General features: G+C 67.8%; 23 protein-coding genes. 16 read left to right on the top strand and 7 right to left on the bottom strand.

Annotation, left to right across the window (positions count from 1 at the left end; genetic code table 11):
* The coding region (locus ABW137_RS14440) for a DUF1348 family protein (RefSeq protein ID WP_526401035.1) at positions 1-222 on the top strand (222 nt) is incomplete at its 5' end.
* Here the strand turns inward: ABW137_RS14440 and ABW137_RS14445 are convergent.
* On the bottom strand, positions 219-920 hold the full coding sequence (locus ABW137_RS14445) for a DUF899 domain-containing protein (RefSeq protein ID WP_526401037.1): 702 nt from the start codon (positions 918-920) through the stop codon (positions 219-221). The two genes, ABW137_RS14440 and ABW137_RS14445, sit on opposite strands and share 4 nt — an antisense overlap.
* 200 nt (positions 921-1,120) lie before the next feature.
* Here ABW137_RS14445 and ABW137_RS14450 point away from each other — a divergent pair, with 200 nt between their 5' ends.
* Together ABW137_RS14450 and ABW137_RS14455 are read left to right on the top strand one after the other, a co-directional pair.
* Positions 1,121-2,191, top strand: a complete 1,071-nt coding sequence (locus ABW137_RS14450) for an NAD(P)-dependent alcohol dehydrogenase (protein ID WP_526401039.1) — start codon at positions 1,121-1,123, stop codon at positions 2,189-2,191.
* 11 nt (positions 2,192-2,202) lie between these two features.
* Positions 2,203-2,736 (top strand): YbhB/YbcL family Raf kinase inhibitor-like protein, encoded by a 534-nt coding sequence (locus tag ABW137_RS14455; RefSeq protein ID WP_526401041.1) that lies wholly within the window; start codon positions 2,203-2,205, stop codon positions 2,734-2,736.
* A gap of 15 nt (positions 2,737-2,751) precedes the next feature.
* On the opposite strand, the gene ABW137_RS14460 is transcribed toward ABW137_RS14455, so the two are convergent.
* The gene (locus ABW137_RS14460; RefSeq protein ID WP_526401043.1) at positions 2,752-4,278 is read right to left on the bottom strand and encodes an FAD-dependent oxidoreductase; all 1,527 of its coding nucleotides are present in this window, start codon (positions 4,276-4,278) and stop codon (positions 2,752-2,754) included.
* A 198-nt stretch (positions 4,279-4,476) separates the two neighbouring features.
* Here ABW137_RS14460 and ABW137_RS14465 point away from each other — a divergent pair, with 198 nt between their 5' ends.
* On the top strand, positions 4,477-7,776 hold the full coding sequence (locus tag ABW137_RS14465) for a DNA polymerase III subunit alpha (RefSeq protein ID WP_526401045.1): 3,300 nt from the start codon (positions 4,477-4,479) through the stop codon (positions 7,774-7,776).
* Positions 7,777-8,006: 230 nt separating this feature from the next.
* Positions 8,007-8,222, top strand: coding sequence for a hypothetical protein (locus ABW137_RS14470; protein WP_526401047.1), 216 nt, complete (start codon positions 8,007-8,009; stop codon positions 8,220-8,222).
* Positions 8,223-8,331: 109 nt separating this feature from the next.
* On the opposite strand, the gene ABW137_RS14475 is transcribed toward ABW137_RS14470, so the two are convergent.
* Complete coding sequence (locus ABW137_RS14475; RefSeq protein WP_526401049.1) at positions 8,332-8,745, bottom strand: TIGR03667 family PPOX class F420-dependent oxidoreductase; 414 nt, start codon at positions 8,743-8,745, stop codon at positions 8,332-8,334.
* A gap of 23 nt (positions 8,746-8,768) precedes the next feature.
* Here ABW137_RS14475 and ABW137_RS14480 point away from each other — a divergent pair, with 23 nt between their 5' ends.
* Positions 8,769-9,419: a nitroreductase family protein gene (locus ABW137_RS14480; protein ID WP_526401051.1), complete on the top strand. Its 651-nt coding sequence runs from the start codon at positions 8,769-8,771 to the stop codon at positions 9,417-9,419.
* On the opposite strand, the gene ABW137_RS14485 is transcribed toward ABW137_RS14480, so the two are convergent.
* On the bottom strand, positions 9,397-10,662 hold the full coding sequence (locus ABW137_RS14485; protein ID WP_526401053.1) for an amidase: 1,266 nt from the start codon (positions 10,660-10,662) through the stop codon (positions 9,397-9,399). The two genes, ABW137_RS14480 and ABW137_RS14485, sit on opposite strands and share 23 nt — an antisense overlap.
* 116 nt (positions 10,663-10,778) lie before the next feature.
* Between ABW137_RS14485 and ABW137_RS14490 the strand changes: the two genes are divergently transcribed.
* Genes ABW137_RS14490 through ABW137_RS14500 form a run of 3 tightly spaced genes read left to right on the top strand, consistent with a single transcriptional unit; the run spans position 10,779 to position 13,424 of the window.
* Positions 10,779-11,417: a DUF1989 domain-containing protein gene (locus ABW137_RS14490; protein WP_526401055.1), complete on the top strand. Its 639-nt coding sequence runs from the start codon at positions 10,779-10,781 to the stop codon at positions 11,415-11,417.
* The gene (locus ABW137_RS14495; RefSeq protein ID WP_526401057.1) at positions 11,414-12,544 is read left to right on the top strand and encodes an oxidoreductase; all 1,131 of its coding nucleotides are present in this window, start codon (positions 11,414-11,416) and stop codon (positions 12,542-12,544) included. Before ABW137_RS14490 ends, ABW137_RS14495 begins: the two co-directional genes overlap by 4 nt.
* Before the next feature lie 13 nt (positions 12,545-12,557).
* On the top strand, positions 12,558-13,424 hold the full coding sequence (locus tag ABW137_RS14500; protein WP_526401059.1) for a polysaccharide deacetylase family protein: 867 nt from the start codon (positions 12,558-12,560) through the stop codon (positions 13,422-13,424).
* Positions 13,425-13,427: 3 nt separating this feature from the next.
* On the opposite strand, the gene ABW137_RS14505 is transcribed toward ABW137_RS14500, so the two are convergent.
* The gene (locus ABW137_RS14505) at positions 13,428-14,981 is read right to left on the bottom strand and encodes a PucR family transcriptional regulator (RefSeq protein ID WP_526401060.1); all 1,554 of its coding nucleotides are present in this window, start codon (positions 14,979-14,981) and stop codon (positions 13,428-13,430) included.
* 109 nt (positions 14,982-15,090) lie between these two features.
* Here ABW137_RS14505 and ABW137_RS14510 point away from each other — a divergent pair, with 109 nt between their 5' ends.
* A complete protein-coding gene (locus tag ABW137_RS14510; RefSeq protein ID WP_526401062.1) occupies positions 15,091-16,506 on the top strand; it encodes a cytosine permease in 1,416 nt (471 codons plus the stop codon).
* Positions 16,503-17,087 (top strand): VOC family protein, encoded by a 585-nt coding sequence (locus ABW137_RS14515; RefSeq protein ID WP_526401064.1) that lies wholly within the window; start codon positions 16,503-16,505, stop codon positions 17,085-17,087. The genes ABW137_RS14510 and ABW137_RS14515 overlap by 4 nt, the downstream gene beginning before the upstream one ends.
* 12 nt (positions 17,088-17,099) lie before the next feature.
* On the opposite strand, the gene ABW137_RS14520 is transcribed toward ABW137_RS14515, so the two are convergent.
* Positions 17,100-17,564, bottom strand: coding sequence for a tRNA (cytidine(34)-2'-O)-methyltransferase (locus tag ABW137_RS14520; protein ID WP_526401066.1), 465 nt, complete (start codon positions 17,562-17,564; stop codon positions 17,100-17,102).
* Positions 17,565-17,887: 323 nt separating this feature from the next.
* Here ABW137_RS14520 and ABW137_RS14525 point away from each other — a divergent pair, with 323 nt between their 5' ends.
* From ABW137_RS14525 to ABW137_RS14535, 3 genes are read left to right on the top strand one after another with little or no spacing between them, the layout of a single operon-like run.
* Complete coding sequence (locus tag ABW137_RS14525) at positions 17,888-20,755, top strand: HAMP domain-containing sensor histidine kinase (RefSeq protein WP_526401068.1); 2,868 nt, start codon at positions 17,888-17,890, stop codon at positions 20,753-20,755.
* 7 nt (positions 20,756-20,762) lie between these two features.
* A complete protein-coding gene (locus ABW137_RS14530) occupies positions 20,763-21,170 on the top strand; it encodes a roadblock/LC7 domain-containing protein (RefSeq protein ID WP_526401070.1) in 408 nt (135 codons plus the stop codon).
* A 6-nt stretch (positions 21,171-21,176) separates the two neighbouring features.
* Positions 21,177-21,566: a DUF742 domain-containing protein gene (locus tag ABW137_RS14535; protein ID WP_526401072.1), complete on the top strand. Its 390-nt coding sequence runs from the start codon at positions 21,177-21,179 to the stop codon at positions 21,564-21,566.
* A gap of 15 nt (positions 21,567-21,581) precedes the next feature.
* Here ABW137_RS14535 and ABW137_RS14540 read toward each other — a convergent pair whose 3' ends face one another.
* Positions 21,582-21,788 (bottom strand): hypothetical protein, encoded by a 207-nt coding sequence (locus tag ABW137_RS14540; RefSeq protein WP_526401078.1) that lies wholly within the window; start codon positions 21,786-21,788, stop codon positions 21,582-21,584.
* Here ABW137_RS14540 and ABW137_RS14545 point away from each other — a divergent pair.
* Together ABW137_RS14545 and ABW137_RS14550 are read left to right on the top strand one after the other, a co-directional pair.
* Positions 21,712-22,248: a GTP-binding protein gene (locus ABW137_RS14545; protein ID WP_526401076.1), complete on the top strand. Its 537-nt coding sequence runs from the start codon at positions 21,712-21,714 to the stop codon at positions 22,246-22,248. The two genes, ABW137_RS14540 and ABW137_RS14545, sit on opposite strands and share 77 nt — an antisense overlap.
* A 2-nt stretch (positions 22,249-22,250) precedes the next feature.
* Positions 22,251-22,814: a pentapeptide repeat-containing protein gene (locus ABW137_RS14550; protein ID WP_526401074.1), complete on the top strand. Its 564-nt coding sequence runs from the start codon at positions 22,251-22,253 to the stop codon at positions 22,812-22,814.
* Position 22,815 lies beyond the last annotated feature (1 nt).

Below are 22,815 nucleotides of genomic sequence, written 5' to 3' on the forward strand. Positions count from 1 at the left end.
TTCGACGAAAACCGGATCGCCGTGCGCTTCCAGTACGAGTGCCACGATGCGACCGGCCAGTGGTACCGCAGCTACGGCAATGAGCTGTGGGAGTTCGACGACGACGGCCTGATGCGCAGGCGCGAGGCGAGCATCAATGACACGACGATCGACGAGTCCGATCGGCGCTACTTCGGACCGCGGCCGGATTCCGAACGAGGACAGGACATTCCGCTGCGCTAGCCGGTCCCGTACGCCTTGGCGACGTCGGGTGAGTCCAGCCACTTCGAGTAGGTCGGCGACTGCGGCCATCCGTCGGGCGAGTCCTGCCACACCTCCTGGCGACCCCACGGCAGCAGATCGATCAGGGCGAAGGTGTGGCTGAGCTGTTCGGTGCCCCGGCCGTCGGTGTGCCAGGTGCGGTAGACGGTTCCACCGTCGCGCAGGAATACGTTGACCGCGAATCCCGCCCCCGGCGGCGCCCCGACGTCGGCGCCGAAGCTGCTCTCCGACGACGAATACCAGTTCATCCGGTTGCCCACCTTCGCCTTGTAGGCCAGTGCCTCGTCGATCGGCCCGTTCGTGACGATGACGAAGCGGGCGTCGTAGCCGTCGAGGAAGTCCAACCGGGTGAACTGCGACGTGAATCCGGTGCAGCCGCCGCACTGCCACTCCGCGTCGTCGAACCACATGTGGTTGTAGACGATCAGCTGGGAGCGGCCGTCGAAGACCTCGGCGAGTGTGCGCGGTCCGTCGGCGCCGATCAACGTGTATTCCGGCATCTCGACCATCGGGAGCCGCCTGCGCTGCGCGGCGATCGCATCGAGTTCGCGGGTGGCGGCCTTCTCCCGCGCGCGGAGTTCGTCGAGTGCGGTGCGCCAGGTGTGTTCATCGGCCACCGGGGGCAGGGCGGACGTCGGGGGCAGGGCGGACGTCGTCATCGGGGTCTCCTCACTGTGGGGTGGTCTCCGAGGTATTGACCGGATCGACCGCCGATACTCATCGCACGGTCGGGGACGAAGTCGGATCGCGTGACCGGCCGATCGTGATGCGTCATCGTCGGGGTCGATCCGCTCGGAATGGGCACGGATCGGGCACGATCGCGACATCGAACCCGATCCGGATGCGGTTGGCTTCTTCCATGACGATGCGCGCAGCCAGGATGTACGACTACGACGAGCCGCTGCGGCTCGAGGAGATATCGATTCCCGACATCGGTCCCGATGAGGTTCTCGTGAAGGTGGCCGCTACGGGCATGTGCCGCAGCGATGTTCAGCTCATCGAGGGCTACTTCACCCAGCGGGCACCGTTGCCGGATCCCATCACGCCGGGGCACGAGGTTGCGGGGTGGATCGCCGCCGTGGGGGCCGACGTGCCGAGCACTGCGGGGCTGTCGGAGGGCAAGCTGGTGGTGGTCAACCCGAACTGGGGCGACGGCACGTGCAGGCAGTGTCGGGAGGGCAACGAACAGATCTGCGGCAACGGGAAGATGGCGGGGTTCGGTCCCCCCGGCGGTTACGCGGAGTACATGCCCGTGCCCCATCGCCACGTCATCGCCGTCCCCGACGGCGTCGATCCGCGACCCGAGACGCTGGCACCGCTGACCGATGCGGGGCTTACGCCGTACCGCGGAATGAAGAAGCTGCGGCAGGCCGGAAAGCTCGGCGCGGGCCGCACGGTGGTCGTCAACGGGATAGGCGGGCTTGGCAGCTACGGGATCCAGTACGCGCGACTGCTTGGCGGCGGAGCGACCGTGGTGGCGTTCGCCCGAAGCGAGGAAAAGCTCACGCTGGCAAAGGAGAACGGCGCGCACCACACCGTCAACACCCGCGACAAGTCGGCGGAGGAGGTGCAGGACGCCCTCGAGGATCTGACGGGCCGGCGGGATGTCGACGCGTTCCTCGACTGCGCAGCGGCCGAGGAGTCGCTGCAGCTCGGCGCGGCGGTACTCGCGAGGGAGGGCGCGATGGCGTCCGTCGGTCTGATGGGGGACAAGGTGATACTGCCCCTGCTGCCCTTCACGAACGGCGAGCGGACCTACATGGGCTCGTTCTGGGGCAACTACGACGACCTTGCTGAGGTGCTCGCGCTCGCGACCGAGGGGTTGGTGAAGCACACCATCACCAAGGTGTCGCTTGACGACGTCAACGACAACCTGCAGGCCCTGGCACGCGGCGACATGGTGGGCCGCGCCGTCATCGTCTTCGACTGAGCGGCCGGGACATGTTGGCGCCGTTTCCCTATCGACCCTACGATTTCCTCCCGCAGATGCCGACATTCACGCTCACGTCGGAATCGGTGACCGATGGCCAGCCCCTCGGCCTCGACCAGATCGGCGGCATCATGGGCGCCGGTGGCCGCGATGTGTCCCCGCACCTGCGCTGGTCTGGATTTCCTCCCGAGACCCGAAGTTTCACCGTGACCGTCTTCGACCCCGATGCGCCGAGCGCCTCGGGCTTCTGGCACTGGGCCGTTGCCGACCTCCCCCTCACCGTCACCGAATTGGCTGCGGGAGCGGGAGATGGCGCGAGTCTCCCCGGCCCGGCGGTGACCCTCCCCAACGACGCGAGCATGAAGCGATACGTCGGCGCCGCGCCGCCGCCGGGCCACGGCCCGCACCGCTACTTCGTCGCTGTTCACGCCGTCGGCGTCGAGTCGCTCGGCCTCCCGGAGTCGGCGACACCCGCGTATCTCGGTTTCACGTTGTACAGCCAGGCGATCGCACGTGCGGTCATCCATGGCACCCACGAGCGGTAGTGGCGGCGGGTCGCGTCACCCGAACCAGTGGGAGAGCGCCTCGCGCAGTGCAGGTGACGCGGTGGTGGTCGGTTCGTCGTTGGTTGCGGCCCACGCGACGTAGGCATCGGGTCTGATCAACACGGCGTCGGCAGGGCGGTTCTCGGTCGTCGCGATCCGGACGTCGACGCGATGCGCCCAGTCGCGGGCAACGTCGCGGAGATCGCGGCGGTCGGCGAGATCGAGGAGGACGGGCCGTGCGCCGTGAAGGAGGTGCGCGACGCTGGTCGTCCCCCGGTCGGTGCGCAGTGTCAGGTTGGGTGCGAGGGTGCCGGCCAACGCGTGTGGATCGGCGCCGGGCATGGGATAGCGGATGTCCTCGCCCGCGATCATGATCCCCACCCGGCGCTGCGCGTGCTCGTCGGTGAGCAGTTCCGCGAAGACCTTCCGAAGCGCGTCCGCGGCCCCGTCGAGTCCGCGTCGCAATGCCACCTGAGCCTGGGTGTGCAGCAGCGTCCGTGCGCCTGCGAGGTGGCGTTCGTCGTGATAGCTGTCCAGCAGTCCCGGCGGTGCCCAGCCGTCGACCTCGGCGGCCAGCTTCCAGGCGAGGTTGACCGTGTCGAGCAGGCTGGCGTTGAGTGCCACACCGCCGGAGGGAAATTGGTGCGCAGCGTCACCGGCCACCAGGATGCGGCCCGCGCGGTACCGGTCGGCCTGGCGGGCGCCGAAGGTGAAGCGCGTGAGCCTCGTTGACTCGCCAAGCGGAAGGTCACCTCCGAGCACGCGGCGGACGCTGTCCCTGAACTCCGTGACGGTCATCGGACCTGCGTGCTCGTAGTCGCGGTCCTCCTCCTCGCTGGTGTAGACGCCCAGATCGTCGGAGCCGTATGAGGCGATTGCGAACACGCCACTAGCGGTCTGCGTGTAACCCGAGCGGATCCGGCCGAGACCGGGGACCTCGTAGTCACCGTCGTCGAGGAGCTCCACCGAGTCGGGCCTTGCGAACGTCCCGAGTCGGTTGACCTCCGGATGGGTGACACCTGGGAACTCGATTCCTGCCAAGTCGCGGACGGGGCTGTGCACACCGTCGCAGCCCACCAGGTATCGCGCGGTGACTCGATGGGTGCCGTCGGGCCCACGCACGTCCGCGGTCACCGAGGAGGCGTCCTGTTCCAACCCGACCAGCTGGTGTCCGCGTCGGATCTCGGCGCCGAGTTCGACGGCGATCTCCTCGAGGAGGCTCTCCAGTTCCGGCTGAGGGAGGAGCAGGGCCTGCATCGGACGGTCGGGGAGCTGTGTGAGGTCGACGTGAAGGCCGCCGAACGGGAACCGTGGAGTCGGACGGGGCTGCCCGCTGGCCGCCTCGAATCGCTCGGTCAGTCCGCGGTAGTCAAGGAAGCGGAGGAACTGGCCGCCGATCCCGCCGGCCTTGGGGATGGGGCGGGGCGCGAGCAGCCGCTCCAGTACCAACGTTCGTACGCCCACCCGACGAAGTTCACCGGCGAGCATCAGCCCGGTGGGGGCAGCGCCCACGACGATCACGTCGGTGTCGATGTCTGGCATTCCGCAGCTCCATTTCCGTGTTTTTGTTTCCGTGTTCGTGAGGGTGGCGGTGATTGGCCAGCGATTTTGCGGCATGACGGGGGTCTTGCCGCAAGCCCCCGGGTGCGCTATATCTTGAAAGTGGAAGGGGCTTTCGAGATCGGGAAGGCCCTTTTTCTCGATCTTGGTTATCGAACGCATGTTCGATAGAGTGAATCGGTGGGTTGGCATAACGGACCACCGAGCTGGGGCGAGATGGAGCGCGTCCTCACCGGCAAGCCGCGGCGCGCGGGCTCACGTCTGCCCGAGCCGAACGGTGACGGTGGGGACAGTCCGGCGTGGTCGCGCAAGCGCGGGAGCTACGAGCGGCCCGACGAGAAGTGGGACGCCTCTCGACTCTCCACGCCGTATGCCGAACTGCATGCGCACTCGGCGTACAGCTTTCTCGACGGGGCCAGCACTCCGGAGGAACTCGTCGAGGAGGCCGCCCGGCTGAACCTGCGGGCCATCGCCCTCACCGATCACGACGGGTTGTACGGGGTGGTCCGGTTCGCCGAGGCCGCCAGGGAGCTCGACGTGCAGACGGTGTTCGGTGCCGAGCTGTCCCTGGGAAACGTCGCCCGCACCGAGGTGCCCGACCCGCCAGGCCCCCATCTGCTGGTCCTGGCGCGGGGGCCGGAGGGCTACCGACGGTTGTCACGTGAGCTGGCCACGGCTCACCTCGCCGGTGGGGAGAAGGGCAAGCCTCGCTATGACTTCGATGCGTTGACCGAAGCCGCGGGCGGACACTGGCACGTCCTCACGGGGTGTCGCAAGGGCCATGTGCGCCAAGCGCTGTCGACGGGTGGCCCGCAGGCCGCCGAAGCAGCGCTCGCCGATCTGGTCGACCGCTTCGGTGCCGGGCGGGTCAGCATCGAACTCACCCATCACGGCCACCCGCTCGACGACGAGGTCAACGCGGCGCTCGCGGCGTTGGCCCCGCGGTTCGGGGTGAGTGTCGTCGCCACCACGGCTGCGCACTTCGCCGAACCCGCCAGGGGCAGGCTGGCCATGGCGATGGGCGCCATCCGGGCTCGCAAATCGATGGATGAGGCAGGCGGATGGCTTGCGCCACTTGGTGGTTCGCACCTTCGCTCGGGGGATGAGATGGCGCGCCTCTTCGCCCATCACCCCGGGGTGGTGGCGGCCGCGGCCGATCTCGGCGAGCAGTGTGCGTTCGGCCTGGCCCTCATCGCCCCCAAGCTGCCGCCGTTCGACGTCCCTCCCGGGCACACCGAGGACAGCTGGTTGCGGCACCTCGTCATGACCGGTGCCCGCAACCGCTACGGGCCACCGGAACGGGCCAGGAAGGCGTACGCCCAGATCGAGCACGAGCTGAGAGTCATCAGCCAACTCACCTTTCCTGGCTACTTCCTGGTGGTGCACGACATCACCCGGTTCTGCCGGGAGAACGACATCCTGGCCCAGGGGCGGGGATCGGCGGCCAACTCGGCGGTCTGCTACGCGTTGGGCGTCACCAACGTCGACCCGATAGCCAACGAGCTACTGTTCGAGCGGTTCCTGTCACCGGCCCGCGACGGGCCTCCCGACATCGACATCGACATCGAATCGGACCTGCGCGAGAAAGCGATTCAGTACGTCTACGAACGCTATGGACGCGACTACGCCGCCCAGGTCGCCAACGTCATCACCTACCGCGGGCGCAGCGCCGTCCGGGACATGGCCAGGGCGCTGGGCTTCTCGCAAGGGCAGCAGGACGCCTGGAGCAAGCAGATCAGCCGGTGGAACGGGCTGGCCGATTCACCCGACGTCGAGGACGTCCCCCCGCAGGTCATCGACTTGGCCCTGCAGATCAAGGACCTGCCGCGGCACATGGGCATCCACTCGGGCGGCATGGTGATCTGCGACCGGCCGATCGCCGACGTGTGCCCGGTGGAGTGGGCGCGCATGGAGAACCGCAGCGTGCTGCAGTGGGACAAGGATGACTGCGCGGCAATAGGTTTGGTGAAGTTCGATCTGCTGGGTCTCGGCATGCTCTCGGCGCTGCACTACGCCATCGACCTGATCGCCGAGCACAAGGGCATCGAGGTCGATCTGTCCAAACTCGACCTCTCCGAGCCCGCGGTGTACGAAATGCTGCAGCGCGCCGACTCCGTCGGAGTGTTCCAAGTGGAGTCCCGCGCGCAGATGGCCACGCTGCCCAGGTTGAAGCCGCGGGTGTTCTACGACCTGGTGGTCGAGGTCGCGTTGATCCGGCCCGGGCCGATCCAAGGCGGCTCCGTGCACCCGTACATCAAGCGCCGCAACGACGAAGAGGAGGTCACCTACGACCACCCGTCGATGGAACAGGCCCTACGGAAGACGTTGGGAATTCCGCTGTTCCAGGAGCAGCTGATGCAGTTGGCCGTCGACTGCGCAGGCTTCTCCGCGGCCGAGGCCGATCAGCTGCGTCGAGCGATGGGCTCCAAGCGGTCCACGGAGAAGATGAAGCGGCTTCGGGGTCGGTTCTACGACGGCATGCGGGAGCGGCACGGCATCACCGGTGCGGTTGCCGACAAGATCTACGACAAGCTGGAAGCGTTCGCCAACTTTGGCTTCCCGGAAAGCCATTCGCTGTCGTTCGCATCGCTGGTGTTCTATTCGTCGTGGTTCAAGCTGCACCACCCCGCGGTGTTCTGCGCGGCGCTGTTGCGAGCCCAGCCGATGGGTTTCTACTCGCCGCAGTCGTTGGTCGCCGACGCCCGGCGGCACGGGGTACTGGTGCACGGGCCCGACGTGAACGCCAGCCTGGCCCACGCGACTCTAGAGGAACTCGGTACTCAGGTTCGATTGGGACTGGCTTCCGTTCGCCATGTCGGCGACGAGTTGGCCGAGCGGATCGTCGACGAGCGGAAGTCCAACGGCGCGTTCAGGTCCCTGGTGGATCTGGCGGGCAGGGTGCAGCTCTCCGTACCGCAGACCGAGGCGCTGGCCACCGCGGGTGCGCTCGGCTGCTTCGGAATCGAGCGGCGGGAGGCACTGTGGGCGGCGGGCGCCGCGGCCTCCGAACGGCCGGACCGGTTGCCCGGTGTCGGATCCTCCTCACACGTCCCGACCCTGCCGGGCATGACCGAACTGGAGTTGGCTGCCGCCGACGTCTGGGCCACCGGGGTCTCGCCGGACAGCTATCCCACGCAGTTCATGCGCGAACACCTCGACGAGATGGGCGTCGTCCCCGCCGACCGACTGCTGTCGGTGCCGGACGGCACCCGGGTCTTGGTCGCAGGCGCGGTGACCCATCGGCAGCGGCCCGCGACGGCCCAGGGCGTGACGTTCATGAACCTCGAAGACGAGACGGGCATGGTCAACGTGATGTGCTCGAAGGGAGTCTGGGCGCGGCACCGCAGGCTGGCGCAGACGGCTTCGGCGCTGGTGATTCGCGGCATCGTGCAGAACGCGACGGGTGCGGTCACCGTGGCGGCCGACCGGATGAGCCCCATCGACCTGCGGGTGAAGTCCAAGTCGCGAGACTTCCAGTAGCGGTCGCGGAGGTACGCGACGCCGAGTGTGGGGCTGATGCACGCCATCACCCGCGATTGCATCCACAACCCCCACGGCGCCGTTCCCCCGATCGGTGGACACGGCGTTTCCTCCGACCCATCCACCAGTCGCCCGATACCCCGGGCCGCCGCGCTGCGACATAGTTATCCCATCGCCGGAACACACCGGCCGAGAAACGAAAACATCACTCAGACAAAAGGATTGAAAACATGAACGCCATCACCCGCACCATCGCCGCCGCCGGAATCACGACCGCAGCCGCGCTCGGCCTGGCAGGCATCGCCAACGCCGCCACCGCCCCCGCCCCGCAGGGCCCCGGCCACTCCTACAGCCCCGGCACCTACGCCACGCCCGCCCCGACCGTCGGCCCCGGCTGGCACGGCAACCACGGCCCCGCCTACATCGCCCACCTCAACGGCAAGTAGCCCCGCCCAAGAACCCACCCGGCCCTTCCCACCCAAGAACCCACCCGGCCCTCCCCAACCAATCCCCTGGGGAGGGTCTGGTGTTCGTCCAGGTCTCCGACGCGTGGACTCAGCCCTCGGTCGGAGTCACCCACACCCTGTCGATGCCGATCCGCAGGCGCGTGCTGTAGTTCGCCATCGCGTCGGTCAACCCGAACTGGTCGGCGGTGGCGCCGTACTTGGCCCAGTACGGTGCGTCCTCGCGGCAGTCGACGCCTTCGGCGTCGATGGTGGCTTCACCGCCGATCACGATGACGCCGTCGCCGCTGCCGTCGGAATCCAGGTTCAGGCTCACCTGTGGGTGGCGCCTGACGTGTCCGACCTTGGCGGCGGTGGGCTCCGTGTAGACGAACAACGCGGTCCCGTCGAAGAAGAACCAGACCAGCCTCGGCACGGGCTGGCCGGACTTCGCGACGGTGGTCAACCATCCATAGTGATCCGAGGTCAGACGGTCGGTGACTTCCGGTGTCAATTCAGCGCTCATCAACGCGAATGTAGTCTCCGAACATGACTTCCGAGACTCTTGACCTGACACTCGATCAACTTCTGACCACCACCCGTTCGGTCCGCAAGCGTCTCGACCTGGAGAAGCCCGTGCCACGCGAGATCGTCATGGAATGCCTCGAACTGGCCTTGCAGGCGCCCACCGGATCCAACTCGCAGGGCTGGCAGTTCGTCTTCGTCGACGACCCGGAGAAGAAGAAGGCAATCGCCGACATCTACCGCACGGCGGCCACGCCCTATCTGGACCAGCCCAAGCCGACCTATGGCGACAGCCGTGACGAACGCACCCCGCTCGTCGTCGATTCCGCGAAGTATCTCAACGACCACCTGCACGAGGTGCCGGTGATGCTGATCCCGTGCCTGGAGGGCAGGCCCGACGGGGCTCCGGCCGGTGCAAGCGCGGGATTCTGGGGCTCGCTGCTGCCCGCCGCATGGAGCTTCATGCTCGCCCTGCGCTCGCGTGGCCTCGGGTCGGCGTGGACGACGCTGCATCTGATCGGCGACGGGGAGAAGCGGGCCGCCGAGCTCCTCGGCATCCCGTTCGACAAGTACTCACAGGGTGGGCTCTTCCCCATCGCCTACACCAAGGGCACCGACTTCAAGCCAGCCAAGCGGCTCCCCGCCGAGCAGCTCAGCCACTGGAACACCTGGTGAGCGGAGCCAGCTGAGCCGTGACGGCCAGCAGGACGTCATCGCGGCCGTGGGGCGCCGAGATCAGCAACCCGGTGGGTAGCGTCACCCCGCACGTGCCGAGGTAACTCAGCACCATCGTGGTCCGCAACGTGCTGGCGTTGACGGCGTCGTACGCAGCGTCGGAGGCGAGCAGGTCGGCGATGCTGGGCGGTTCGTGACGCACGGTCGGGCAGAGCAGCAGGGCGCCCGCCAACTCGTCTGCGAACTGACGGCGCAGGCTTGGCATCGCCGACCGCAGCGGGCCGGTCGCTTGACGCGCGCCCCGGTTGCGCTCGAGACGTCGCCGCGTCGCGGGTTCGATGTCGGCCGCCGATGACAGCAGCCCGCCGTACGTGTCGTAGGCGTCCGAGCCGACGATCGTGCCGTGCGCGTCGATGAGGTCTTGTGCGGTCTGCAACGACGCCAGGCGCTCGGTGGTGACGGTAACGCCTCCGGCGCGCAATGCGTCGACGGCTGCGGTGAACGATCTCAGAACGCCGTCCGTGCAGTCGTCGATCCATTCACCCGCAGGAACGATCATGCGCCGCGTTGTCGTCGCGGGCTCGTGGGTCGCGCCGGCGAGCAGCCGATCGAGCGTCCTGATCTCGGCCACCGTGCGCGCCATCAGGCCAACGGAGTCGAGCGTCGCCGACAGCTCTCGAAAGTCGTTGGGGCCGTATCGATGGTGGCTCGCGCGAAATCCGACGCAGCCGCTGAATGCCGCGGGAACGCGGACGGAACCGGACGTGTCGGTGCCCACCGCCAACGGCGCGATGCCGGTGGCCACCGCGACGGCGGCTCCCGACGACGAACCGCCGGGAACCAGAGCGGCGTCCACCGGATTGACCGGTGTACCGAAGTGCTGGTTGATGCCGAGTCCCGAGAATGCGAACTCGCTGAGATTGGTCTTCCCGATCGTGACCATGCCGAGCGCCGCCGCGCGGCGCACCAGTGCGCCGTCGACCTGCGCAGGAGGGCGGTCGGCGAACGAGGCGGACCCGCACGTCGTGACGGTGCCTGCGACGTCGAAGAGGTCCTTCCACACGATCGGCACGCCGTCGAGCGGGCTGCGGAGCTCGCCGCGGGCTCGCCGCTGGTCGCTGCGGTCGGCCTCCATTCGGGCCCTCGCTGCGGTGACGGTGATCATCGCCGAGCGGGTGTCGGCGTCCTCGGTGTGGGCGAGGGCACGTTCGCACGCCTCGCGGGCGGTGGCGGGCGTGGTCATCCTCCGACCCTATGGCCCGAGGTTGGACGGGCGCATGGAGAAACGTCCAGTGGATCGCCGAATCTCTGAGTCAATTGCCATCGTGGTGGGGTGCGCGAGCGCCGTTGAATGTGGTCATGGAACTGACCCGTGAGGTGATGCAGTGGGTGATCCCGGCCGGCGCAGGCCGGGCGGTCCGGGTGGGACGCGGCGGGCAGATCCGTCTCACCGACGTCGAGGGCGGCCAGGTCGGTGATCTGTTCGCGTTCCCCGCGGCCGGGATGGGGGAGTACCTCTCCGCATCGCACACCCGTACCTCGACTGGACGGCTCTTCCCGCGTATCGGCGAGCAGTTCGTCACCGATCGTCGCCGCCCGATCCTCCGTCTCGTCGCCGACACGTCGCCCGGCGTGCACGACATGCTGATCGCCGCTTGCGACGCTGAGCGCTACGCAATGTTGGGGGCGGCCGAACACGCGTCGTGCGCGGACAATCTGCGCGCGGCCCTGGCGAGCCTCGACCTGTCCACCGATGTCGTGCCGCAACCGGTCAACGTATTCATGAACATCCCCGTCGAAGCCGACGGCGGGCTCAGTTGGCGGCCTGCGACCAGTAGGCCCGGCGACGCCATCACCTTCGAGGCCGTCATGGACTGCGTCGTGGTCGTGTCGGCCTGCCCGATGGATCTCAACTCGATCAACGGCGCACGTCCCACGCCGCTCGCCGTCGAGCTCGTCACCCTCAATTCCACTGTCCAAGAGGAGCTTCGATCATGACCAGCACACACCCCGCACTGCGCCCGCAACGGATCGGCGCTCTGCAACTGAAGAACCGACTGTCCGTTGCACCGATGACGCGAGTCTCTGCCGATGCGGACGGCGCGGCGACGGCCGAGATGGCCGAGTACTACGCCACGTTCGCGCGCGGCGGCTTCGGTCTGGTGATCACCGAGGGAATCTACACCGACACCGCGCACAGTCAGGGCTACCTCAATCAGCCCGGCCTCGCCACCGAGGCGCATGCGGGCGCATGGCGACCGGTCGTCGATGCCGTACACGCCGAGGGGGTACCAGTGATTGCGCAACTCATGCACGCCGGCGCACTCTCGCAGGGCAACTCGTACGGAGTCGGGACGATCGCGCCATCGGAGATCACACCGCGCGGAACGACTCTCGGTGAGTACGGCGGTCCCGACGGTTGGCCGACCCCCCGAGCGATGACGACTGCCGACGTCGACGACGTCGTCGCCGGATTCGTCGACGCCGCGGTGCGTGCGCGTGCCGCGGGCTTCGATGGGGTCGAGGTACACGCCGCCAACGGTTACCTGCTCGACCAGTTCCTCACCGACTACACCAACGTGCGCGACGACTACTACGGCGGTGACGTGGCCGGTCGCATCCGGCTCACCGCACGGGTGCTCAGGGCGATCAGGGACCGCGTGGGCCCCGATCTGCTTCTCGGGGTGCGGGTGTCGCAAACCAAGGTGAACGACTTCACCTACCGCTGGCCGGGCGGCGCCGCGGACGCCGAGACCATCTTCGCCGCCCTGGCCCAGGCCGGTCCCGACTATCTGCACATCGCCAGTGAGGGAAGGGATTTCATCGACACCGCGCGATTCGCCGACGGACGGACGATTACCGCCCTCGCCCGCGATGTCAGCAGCCTCCCGGTGATGGCCAACGGTGGGATGCACGACCTCGACCAGGCCGCCGACGTGCTCGACGGCGGTCACGGCGATCTGCTGTCGATTGCCAGGGGCGCGTTGGCCAATCCCGATCTCCCCACCCGTATTGCGGCGGGAGTGGAGCCGAGGTCGTTCGATCATGCGATGCTCTCGCCCATGGCCACCATCGCCAACGCCAGGCACTGGCACGCCGCTCAGTGCAGCTCACCGATCCAGTGACGGGACCCAGCCGATGACCACACCATGGCATGGCGGCGCTGCCGCCGTCGCGACGCTGACGTTCGACGTGGATGCCGAGACGCCGATCCTTGCTGCAGGCCGTCGCTATGCCGACCACATGATGACGATGTCGCACCAGTCCTACGGACCTGACGTGGGGGTGCCGCGCATCTTGGACATGCTCGACGAAGTACGGGTTTCCGCAACGTTCTTCGTCCCCGGTTGGGTCGCCGAGCACCGCGTCGGGCTGGCGGCGTCGATCGTCGACCGAGGCCACGAGGTGGCGCATCACTCCTACAGCCACCGGTCGCCTGCGACGCTCTCGGCGGCGGAGGAACGCGCCGACTTCGAGCGGGCTCTCGACGTGTTCGCCGCGCAGGGCATCGAGATCCGTGGCCATCGCGCGGCCCTGTGGGGAGCGAGTTGGCAGACGCCGAGCTTGATCGCCGAGCACGGACTTGCCTACGATTCGTCGCTGATGGGCGACGACCGCCCCTATCGCCTTGCCACTGAATCGAACCCGATCGTCGAGCTGCCCGTGCACTGGGCGCTGGATGATTGGGAGCAGTACGCCTACCTGCCCGACCCCCACATCGGTTCGGTGATCGAGTCGCCGGTGAAGGTGGCCGAGATGTGGCGGGCCGAACTCGACGGCATGCGGCACTACCGCTGTTTGTTCAATCTGTGCGTGCATCCGTTCCTTTCGGGCAGGCCGGGTCGAATCATGGCCCTTCGCGGCTTCATCGAGCACGCGTTGGAACTCGGCGACGTCGCGTTCGCGCGATGCCGCGACGTTGCAGAGGCCGTGTCCGTGGACCCTGCCATCCAGCCGCGGACGCTGGCCCCGCCGCCGGCTTCTGCCGACGTGTATCCCGAGTAGCGGTCAGCTCAGCGCGTCGGCTTCCAAGGCCAGGAACAGATCGACGCGGTCCTCGAGGCGGGTGACGTCGCGGCCGGTTAGCTCGCCGATGCGGGCGATCCGGTTGCGCAAGGTGTTGACGTGGACGTACATCGCGCCTGCCGTCGTCGACCAGTGTCCGTCGTGGCCGAGGAACGTCCGCAGGGTCCGTTCCAGTTCGGTGCCGTGCTGCTCGTCGTGAGCCCGCAGGGGCCCGAGGATGTCATCGGCGAAGCGCCGCAACACCGTCCGGTCGTGCAGCCCGAGGAGCATCCGGTGGGTGCCGACGTCGGCGGAGGTGCCGACCTGAGATCCGCTGCTACGTCGCCGCAGGACGTGGCACACCTCCCGGGAGCCGATCAGCGGCTCTCGCAACGCCGTCGAATCCGCGGCGAGCACACCGATCCCGACGACGGTTCGATCCTCGGGGAACCGCGCCGACACGGCGTGGACGAGTTCGCCTGCCAGGATGGCGACGGCGTCGGCGGTCTCCCGCCACGGAAACACCACGACGGTGTCCTGGCTGCCGGGGACGACGACGGCGGGAATCGCGCGCCCGCTGAAGAAACCCTCGATCTCGTCGGTCGACCCGGCGGGTCGCACGGGCCCGTCGCCCACGACGATGGTGATGACCGCCAGGTGTGCAGACGGGTCGATGCCGAAGGTCCGCAGCCGGTCTCGGACGTCGTTGGCCCGCGGTGCGCCGGACAGGATCATCTCGAGCAGTTCGCTGGAGAATCGGGACTCGATGGCTTGCAGCGCTTGCTGTTTGGTGACTTCCAGGCTCAGGAACCGCGCGGCCTGGTCGATGGCGTCCTGCTCCACCTTGGAGAGGTCGGCGCGCGGGCGCATGCAGAACAACCCCGCGTCGACGTCGCCCATCGCTCCCTCGACCAGGAAGAGCGACGCTCGCCCGCCGCCGGGCACGTCGACCTCGAGCGGTGGTGGCCTGCGCACCAGCGCGTCGGCAGCGGCCCGATCGAAGTCGGGGTTGGCGTCGATCCCCGCGAGTCGTCGGCCCATTCGATCGATCGCGACCAGGGGCAGATCGTGATCGCGGCGCAGCACGTCCAGCACGCCCTTGACGCCGCCGCCCCTCGAAATCGCGGTTGCGAGGGCGTTTCCCCGCCGCACCAGACCGGCGAGTGCGTCCTGTCGGGCGGCCCCCTGAAGGCGGGCGGCCGCCTCGGTGATGGCGGTGAACGGTACCCGGATCGAGACGGCCGCGAGCGCAAGACCGGCGGCGGCGCACGCATCGATCAGCGCGTGGGGTGTCGTCGGGGTCTGCTTGGTCAGCCCGAAGATCAGTCCGGCGGCGCGGGCGCGTCGCAGTGCGGCGACGAACGTCGCGGCCTCGACCGTCGCGCGCCACAGCCCGTTGGTGAGGACTAGTTCGGTGGCGCGGACGTACGGCGACGGATCTGGCAGCTCGGTGTTGTGCAACCACAACACTTCGCGCGCAAGCGATTCCGGCGATCCGGGGACGAGGAGTCGGAGTTCCAGCGCGGGGTCGTCGAGGAGGGCGCCAAACGTCAGCACGGTGTCACAACCTCCAATCAGCAGCGGCGATAATGGATGTTTATACACTCACTGTGCTGCTCTGGCGGTGTTTCGATGGGCGGAACCCGATAAGTGAGGAGCTTGCGCCATGTCGACCAGCCCGCTTGACATACCGACGACACCCACCGAGGAAGGCGAGGCCGCGGTGCGGTTCGACGCACACGGCATCGAACCCATTCCCGATGGCAGCCGTGACTGTTCACCGTGGGAGCTGTTCTGGATCTGGTCAGGGGCGAACATCGCGCCGATCAACTGGGTGCTTGGCGCATTGGGAATCACGTTGGGACTCAGCCTCATCGAGACATTGCTCGTCGTCGTCTTCGGGAACATGATCGGCTGCGCGGTCTTCGGGATCTTCAACGTCATCGGTCACCGCACCGCGGTGAATCAGATGGTGCTCGGCCGAGCACCGTTCGGGAGGTCCGGCTCCGTCGTACCGGGGGTGGTGCAACTCCTCCTGACGATGGGCTGGGTCGGCGTCAACACGTGGGTGGTGCTCGACCTGGCGCTGGCGATGCTGGCCGAGCTCGGCGTGACGGGCGGAGTGTGGCTCGAGGTCGTGGTGGCCGCCGCCATCATGGCGATCCAGCTCGCCCTTGCGCTGTACGGGTTCTACGCGATCCGCAGCTTCGAGAAGTACACCGTGCCAGCCACCGTCGCGGTCATGGCCGTGATGACGGTTCTGGCCATGGCGACGACCGACGTGAACTGGACATTGACCGGGACGGCGATGGCGACGGGCGACAGGGTCACCGCCGTGACTCAACTCCTGACGGCGATTGGCATCGGGTGGGGTCTGACGTGGATTCCCTACGCCTCGGACTACAGCCGCTTCGTCCGGGTGTCGGCGTCCCCGCGGGCGGTGTTCTGGTCGTCGTCGCTGGGCATGTACGTCCCCACGGTCTGGCTGGCCGCCCTCGGTGCCTGCCTGGCCAGCGCGGGCAGCGGCAGTGACCCGTCGACCCTGGTGGTCGGCACGTTCGGCGTGATGGCGATTCCCGTGCTGCTGCTCTTGGTGCACGGGCCGATCGCGACGAACATCCTCAACCTGTACTCCTGCTCGTTGGCCGCGCTGTCGATCGGGGTGCGCGCCGCACGGTGGAAGGTCACCCTGGCCGCCGGCGTGGTGGCCTCTGGCGTGCTGGCGGTGTTCGTGAACGCGGACAGCTTCGCGCAGGCGTTCGACCACTGGATGGTCTCGATCCTGGTGTGGATCAGCCCTTGGGCGGCAATCATGCTGGTCGACTACTTCGTGATCCACCGCGGCGCGCTCGACGTCGCCTCGCTGTACGAACCATCTCGGCGCAGCAGGTACAACGCGGCCGGTTTGATCAGTTTGGCGGCGGGGCTGGTGGCGGGCTGGGCCTGGCAGTACGGACTGGTGCCGGTGATGCAGGGTCCGGTGGCCACCGCGCTGGGCGATACCGACTTCTCCTGGCTGTCGGGCAGTCTGGTCGCAGGCGCGCTGTACTTCCTGCTGACCAGAAGGGCGGTCCACGCATGACCGACGATGTCTCATTGCCGACGGTGCTCAGCGCCACCGAGCTGTCCAACGGCTTCCTTGGCAAGCTGATCGAGATCTGCTTCGTCACCGCCGATCACCGGCGCACGATGGAGGGATTGGTGCGCCTGGGAATCGGACCATGGCGCGTGTATACGTTCGACTCCTCGACGGTGACGGACCGCACCTACCGCGGGGAGGGCGCCGACTACGGGATCAGGGTGTGCTTCGCCGACGTCGGGGAGCTGGCCATCGAGATCATGCAGCCGCTCTACGGACCGTCGATCTTCCAGGAGTTCCTCGACGCCCACGGTGAAGGCATTCAGCACGTCGCGTTCGACTGCGACGAGCAGCCATGGGGCCAGCGGATCGGCGAGTTCGAGCGAAGGGGCTTTCCGATGACGCAATCCGGCCGATTCATGGACGCCAACGCCTTCGCGTTCTTCGATACCGAAGCCGCCACCGGAACCACGTTCGAGACCTATGCGATCCCGCCTGGATTCGTGTGGCCGGAGCCCGAGGAGTGGTACCCGGGCCCGCCGCCAACCGGGCAGGCGCCTCCGGTGCGGGACCAGCGGCACTGAACCGATGAACAGTCAGAGCGCGCCGCTGAAGCCCTGCTGGCGCCACGCCTCGTAAACGGCGACGGCGGCGGCGTTGGACAAGTTCAGGGACCGGCGCCCCGCCAACATCGGGATCCGCACCTGTGACGTGACGTGCGGGTCGGCCAGAGTCTCGGCGTCAAGACCCGTTGGCTCGGGGCCGAACATCAACACGTCGCCGGGTCGATACGCGACGTCACCGAACGACGACTGGGCGTGGGCGGTGAATGCGAACACCCGCGCAGGCATGACGGCGTCCCACGCCGCATCGAGATCGGCGTGCACGGTCACCGATGCCAGATCGTGGTAGTCGAGGCCTGCACGGCGCAGCTTCGGTTCGGACAGATCGAAACCCAGCGGCTCGACGAGATGGAGTTCGCAGCCGGTCCCCGCGACCATCCGGATGGCGTTGCCGGTGTTGGGCGCGATGCGCGGGCTGAAGAACAGCACTCGGAACACCAGGGCATCCTCTCAGTGGACGGCGGCGGCGGGCATCGGCGCGTGGCAAACGTAGCGCCGCCGTCGGGGTTGGGCGATGATCTCAGTCGCGCAACGACATTTGCTCGTATAGCACACGAGTACGCAACGAGCGGGTCACGAACTCTGTCTGTTCAGTAAGAATTGTGGAAACGCTCGCGCATCGCTGTCATACTCGACAAATTGCCGGGCCGACTGGATCTTCCGGTGCCTGCGACACGTCGGCGAACAGCAGCAGAAAGCCATATGAACGAGGCGCGATTAGTGAAATCCGAACGAGCGACCCGTAGTGCGGCCGGGGTGCGATGACGGCATTCGCGGATCAGCCGCAAGTCGCTGCGCCATCGCGATCGTCCGGGAATGCGGGGCCATCCGGCAAGCGCCCCTCGCGCTGGGCGATGTCCAATTGGCCTGTCCGTTGGAAGGTTTTCGCGATAGTCCTGGTGCCGCTGCTGTTGGTCGGCGCATTCGGCGGACTGCGCATCTCCTCGGGCTGGACCCAAGCAGGTGATCTCCGACTCGCCGCCGATCGCACCGAGATGGTCCCCGCGATCGAGGACTACATGGCGACGCTGGAAGGCGCGCTGCTGGCGAATTCCGCCGGGGGAGATGCGCAGGGAGCGCTCGGCGCATTCGACACCAGCAAGCAGAACCTGCAGCGGCGACTGGCCGCCACCGACGTCGTGCCCGATGTGCGGACCGGAGTGACCAGTCTGCTCGACAGCGGGCAGTCGCTCCTCGATCAAGTCAGCGCGAACGGGATCGACCTTCGGGGCCGCATCACGGCGTACGCGCCCATTCTGTTGACCGCCGAGGACGCGATCAACGGATCGGTCCGGGTCGACGACGAGAAGATCCGTGCCGAGACGCTCGGCCTCAGCCGCGCCATCGGCGCTCGCGGCCAGATGATGATGCAGCAGCTGCTGGTCAACCTTGGCGGCGATCTGCCGGAGCCGGAACTGCGGACGTCGATGATCACGCTGGCGGGTACCGAGCCGTCGACGCTGTTCGGCATGGCCCAGGTGCTGGGGGTCGGCTCGCCGGACGCGCAGAGGTTGCAGGAAGCCATGGTCGAGCGGATGGCCATGATGTCCGACCCGGCGGTTCCGCTGGCCGGCAACCAGGATTTGACCCGGTCGCTTCAGGTCACCGACGACATCGCCACGAAGATCATCGACTCCACCACCTCCTCGGTCACCTCGGCCGTGGCGGACCAGGCCGACGCCAAGCGCCAGGAAGCGATCCGGGACTCCGTCATCGTCGGCGTCGCCATCCTCGTCGCCCTCGGCGTCGTCCTCGTCGTCGCGCGATCCCTGGTGCGCCCCCTGCGCAAGCTGAGGGACGGCGCCCTCAGGGTCGCCCACGAGGACCTCGTCCGTGAACTCGAGCGGGTCCGGCAGGGCGGGGAGCCGGGTGCCGTCAGGCCGCTGCCGGTCAACACCACCGAGGAAGTGGGGCAGGTCGCGCACGCCGTCGACGAGCTGCACGAACAAGCGGTGTTCCTGGCCAGCGAGCAGGCGCGGTTGCAGCTGCAGGTCGGCGACATGTTCGAGACACTGTCACGACGCAGCCGGTCGCTGGTCGACCAGCAGCTCAGCGTCATCGACCGACTCGAACGCAACGAGGAGGACCCCGCGCGACTGGAGAGTCTGTTCCGGCTCGACCACCTCGCAGCACGGATGCGACGCAACGGTGCGAACCTGCTGGTGCTCGCCGGATCACGGGTGCCGCGCGAGGAGGCCGAGCCGGTTCCGGTGTCCGCCTTGGTCAACGCCGCCGCGTCCGAGGTCGAGGACTACAAGCGAGTCGTCACCGGAACAGTCCCGGAGAGCGAAGTGGTCGGGGCCGTCGCTGGCGACTTGGTGCACCTGCTTGCCGAGCTCCTCGACAACGCGCTGCGCTACTCGCCGCCCATCTCCGAGGTGCGGGTCTCGGCGGTGCACACTGGCAATGGCGGACTCGTCGTCGAGGTCAGCGACATCGGTCTCGGAATGACGGACTCCGACCTGCGGGTCGCCAATGCCCGACTGCAGTCCGGTGGCGAGGTCAACCCGTACACGGCCCGCCACATGGGTCTCTTCGTGGTCGGCAGGCTGGCGGCCCAGCACGGTCTCGTGGTCCGGTTGCGCAGCACCATCGCCGGTGAGCCGAATTCGGGGACCACCGCTGGCGTGTTCATTCCCGCCGACCTGCTGCTGCACGGCCCCGGTGTGTCCGACCTCGGTCCTGGCGACTACGCGCCACCCGCCGATTACCAGACGTCGCAGGGCCACCAGGCGCCGAGGGACTACGGCATGGCTGCCGAACCTGCGGGAGAGCCGGCGTGGAACGTCGCGGCCGACCGGGACGGGGCCGGCGAGGTTCGGGCGGCCGAACCGGAGTACCGCAACGGCAATCACATCCCCGTATCGCTACTGCCGCAACGAAACCCAGGCGCAAGTGGCATCGCCGACATCCCGTCCGACCCGATCGCCCCGACGCCGCCCGAGCCGAACGCCGGCTGGCCCAGCGGTCAGTGGCCCGCCGACTCGACGCCCGCCCAGACACCGGCGGGCCGCCAGCCCGAGCGGCAGCCGCCTGCCGAACGACCCACGCCGACCAACACGTCGTCGTTCTTCGCATCGCGGGAGACCCTCGCATCGCGGGAACCAGGGGCAGGCCCGCTCGCCGAGAGCACACCCGTCCCACCGACGCCCCTCGACCCGAGACCGCCAGCCGACGCGTCCCAGCCCGCGGCGGTCTCCGGCTCGGATGACGCGATCTATCAGAAGATGCTGTCCGAGTGGCTCATCGACGATCCCCACGAGCTGGCCAACAGCGTCGACCTGGACTGGCAGACGGTGTGGGATCACGGTTGGTCGGCGGCGGCCGCTGCCGAGAACGCACCGGTCACGCAGCACACCGAACACGGCCTGCCGGTCCGCCAGCCTGGTGCCCGGTTGGTGCCAGGTGCCCCGGTCAACGGCGACGACGAGCGCAACGGCCGCAACCTCGGCGCGCACCGAGGAACGGACCCGACGTCCGACGAGGATCGCGACGCCGCGTTCGACACCGGACCGATCGCGATTCCGCGGAATCCCGAGTCCGTGCGCAGCAGCATCGGCAATCACTTCGGCGGCGTGCATGCCGGTCGTTCGCACGCCCGCGACTCGCGATCGACAGACGAGGACTGATCCAGGAATGACCCGTCCCTCCCAGCGTGATTCCCTCGACTGGCTGGTGTCCAAGTTCGCCCACGAGGTGGCCGGTGTCTCGCACGCGATTCTGGTGTCGGCCGACGGGCTGCTGATGGCGGCCAGCGAGCGCATGCCCATCGAGAGGGCCGACCAACTCGCGGCAGTGACGTCGGGGCTGGCGAGCCTGTCGACGGGTGCCGCGCAGCTGTTCGACGGCGGTTACGTGCTGCAGTCGGTCGTCGAGATGGAGAACGGCTATCTGCTGCTGATGCGCGTCGGCGATGGCTCGAATCTCGCGACCCTGGCCACCAGGTCCTGCGACATCGGCCAGATCGGTTACGAGATGGCGATCCTGGTGGAGCGCGTCGGGACCGTCATCCAGTCCGCCCGCCGCACGGCCCAGCACTCGTGAGCGACGATGGACCTTCCGCCGCGCGACGCCTGGGAGCCCAGCGAACCGCTGGATGAAGTCAGTCTGGTTCGGCCCTACACGCTGACCGCGGGCCGGACCGTGTCGCGCGTCGACCTGCCCTTGGAGGCGCCGATCCGGACATTGCACTTCGCGCCGCCGCCCACGTGGCCCGGCAGTGACGTGCGCGCCAGGATTCTCAAGCTCGGCACCGAGAGCCCGTCCGTCGCGGAGATCGCCGCCCGCCTGGCGTTGCCGCTCGGTGTCGCGCGTGTGCTGATCGGCGATTTGGTGACGCAGGGTTATCTTCGAGTAGACGTCACGTTGGGCGAGGCGACGAGTACCGACGAACGACGTGAACTCATAGGAAGGACACTGCGTGGCCTACGGGCACTCTGACGGACGGGCCACCGCCTATCCAGGGTCTTCGCGCGAGCGCTCATCCGGACCAGGGTCTTCGCGCGAGCGCTCATCGGGATCAGGGTCTTCGCGCGAGCGCTCATCGGGATCAGGGTCTTCGCGCGAGCGCTCATCCTCGACGAAGATCGTCATCTCCGGCGGATTCGGCGTCGGCAAGACGACCTTCGTCGGGGCCGTCTCGGAGATCATGCCGCTGCGCACCGAGGCCATCGTCACCAATGCCTCGCGTGGCGTCGACGGGCTCGACGCCACGCCCAACAAGAACACCACCACGGTCGCGATGGACTTCGGCCGCATCACTCTCGCCGACGACCTCGTGCTCTACCTCTTCGGCACCCCCGGTCAGCGCCGGTTCTGGTTCATGTGGGACGACCTCGTCCGCGGCGCGATCGGCGCGATCATCCTCGTCGACGTCCGCCGCCTGCAGGACAGCTTCGCCGCCGTCGACTTCTTCGAGGCACGCAAGTTGCCGTTCCTCATCGCCGTCAACGAATTCGAGGGGGGACCCAAGTACCCCGCCAACGAGGTGCGTCAGGCGCTCGCGTTACGGGACCACATCCCCGTGGTGACCGTGGACGCGCGTGATCGGAACTCGGCACGGGCGGCGCTGATCGCGATCACCGAGTACACGCTGATGAACCTCAGTTCGTTTCCCGGCTGACGGTGACCGGCTTCGACAAGGAGTGGGTCGACCGCGAGTTCACCGGCCACGACTTCCGCGACTCAGACCTCAGCCGGCTGCGCACCGAACGCGTCATCTTCACCGAATGCGACTTCAGCGGCGTCGACATGTCGGAGTCCGAGCATCGGGGCTCGGCGTTCCGCAACTGCACCTTCCGACGTACCTCGTTGATGCACAGCGCATTCCACAACTGCACCATGCTCGGGTCGGTGTTCACCGAGTGTCGGCTGCGACCGGTGGCCATGGTCGAGATCGACCTGACGCTGGTAGTGCTCGCCGGCTGCGACCTTCGTAACATCGATCTGTCCGACTGTCGGCTTCGCGAAGCCAGCCTGGTCGAGACCGATCTGCGCAAGGCGGTGCTGCGTCGTGCCGACCTTCGAGGGGCCCGCACACAGAACACCCGCTTGGACGAGGCCGACCTTCGCGGTGCCGCGACGGATCCGACCCTTTGGACCACGGCGTCACTGCGCGGCGCGAAGATCGACGTCGACCAGGCGTTGGTCTATGCGGCCGCGCACGGCTTGGACGTGCACGGGGAGTAGC

Origin of the sequence: Mycobacterium sp., from assembly GCF_040509115.1 — a bacterium.
GTDB lineage: Bacteria > Actinomycetota > Actinomycetes > Mycobacteriales > Mycobacteriaceae > Mycobacterium.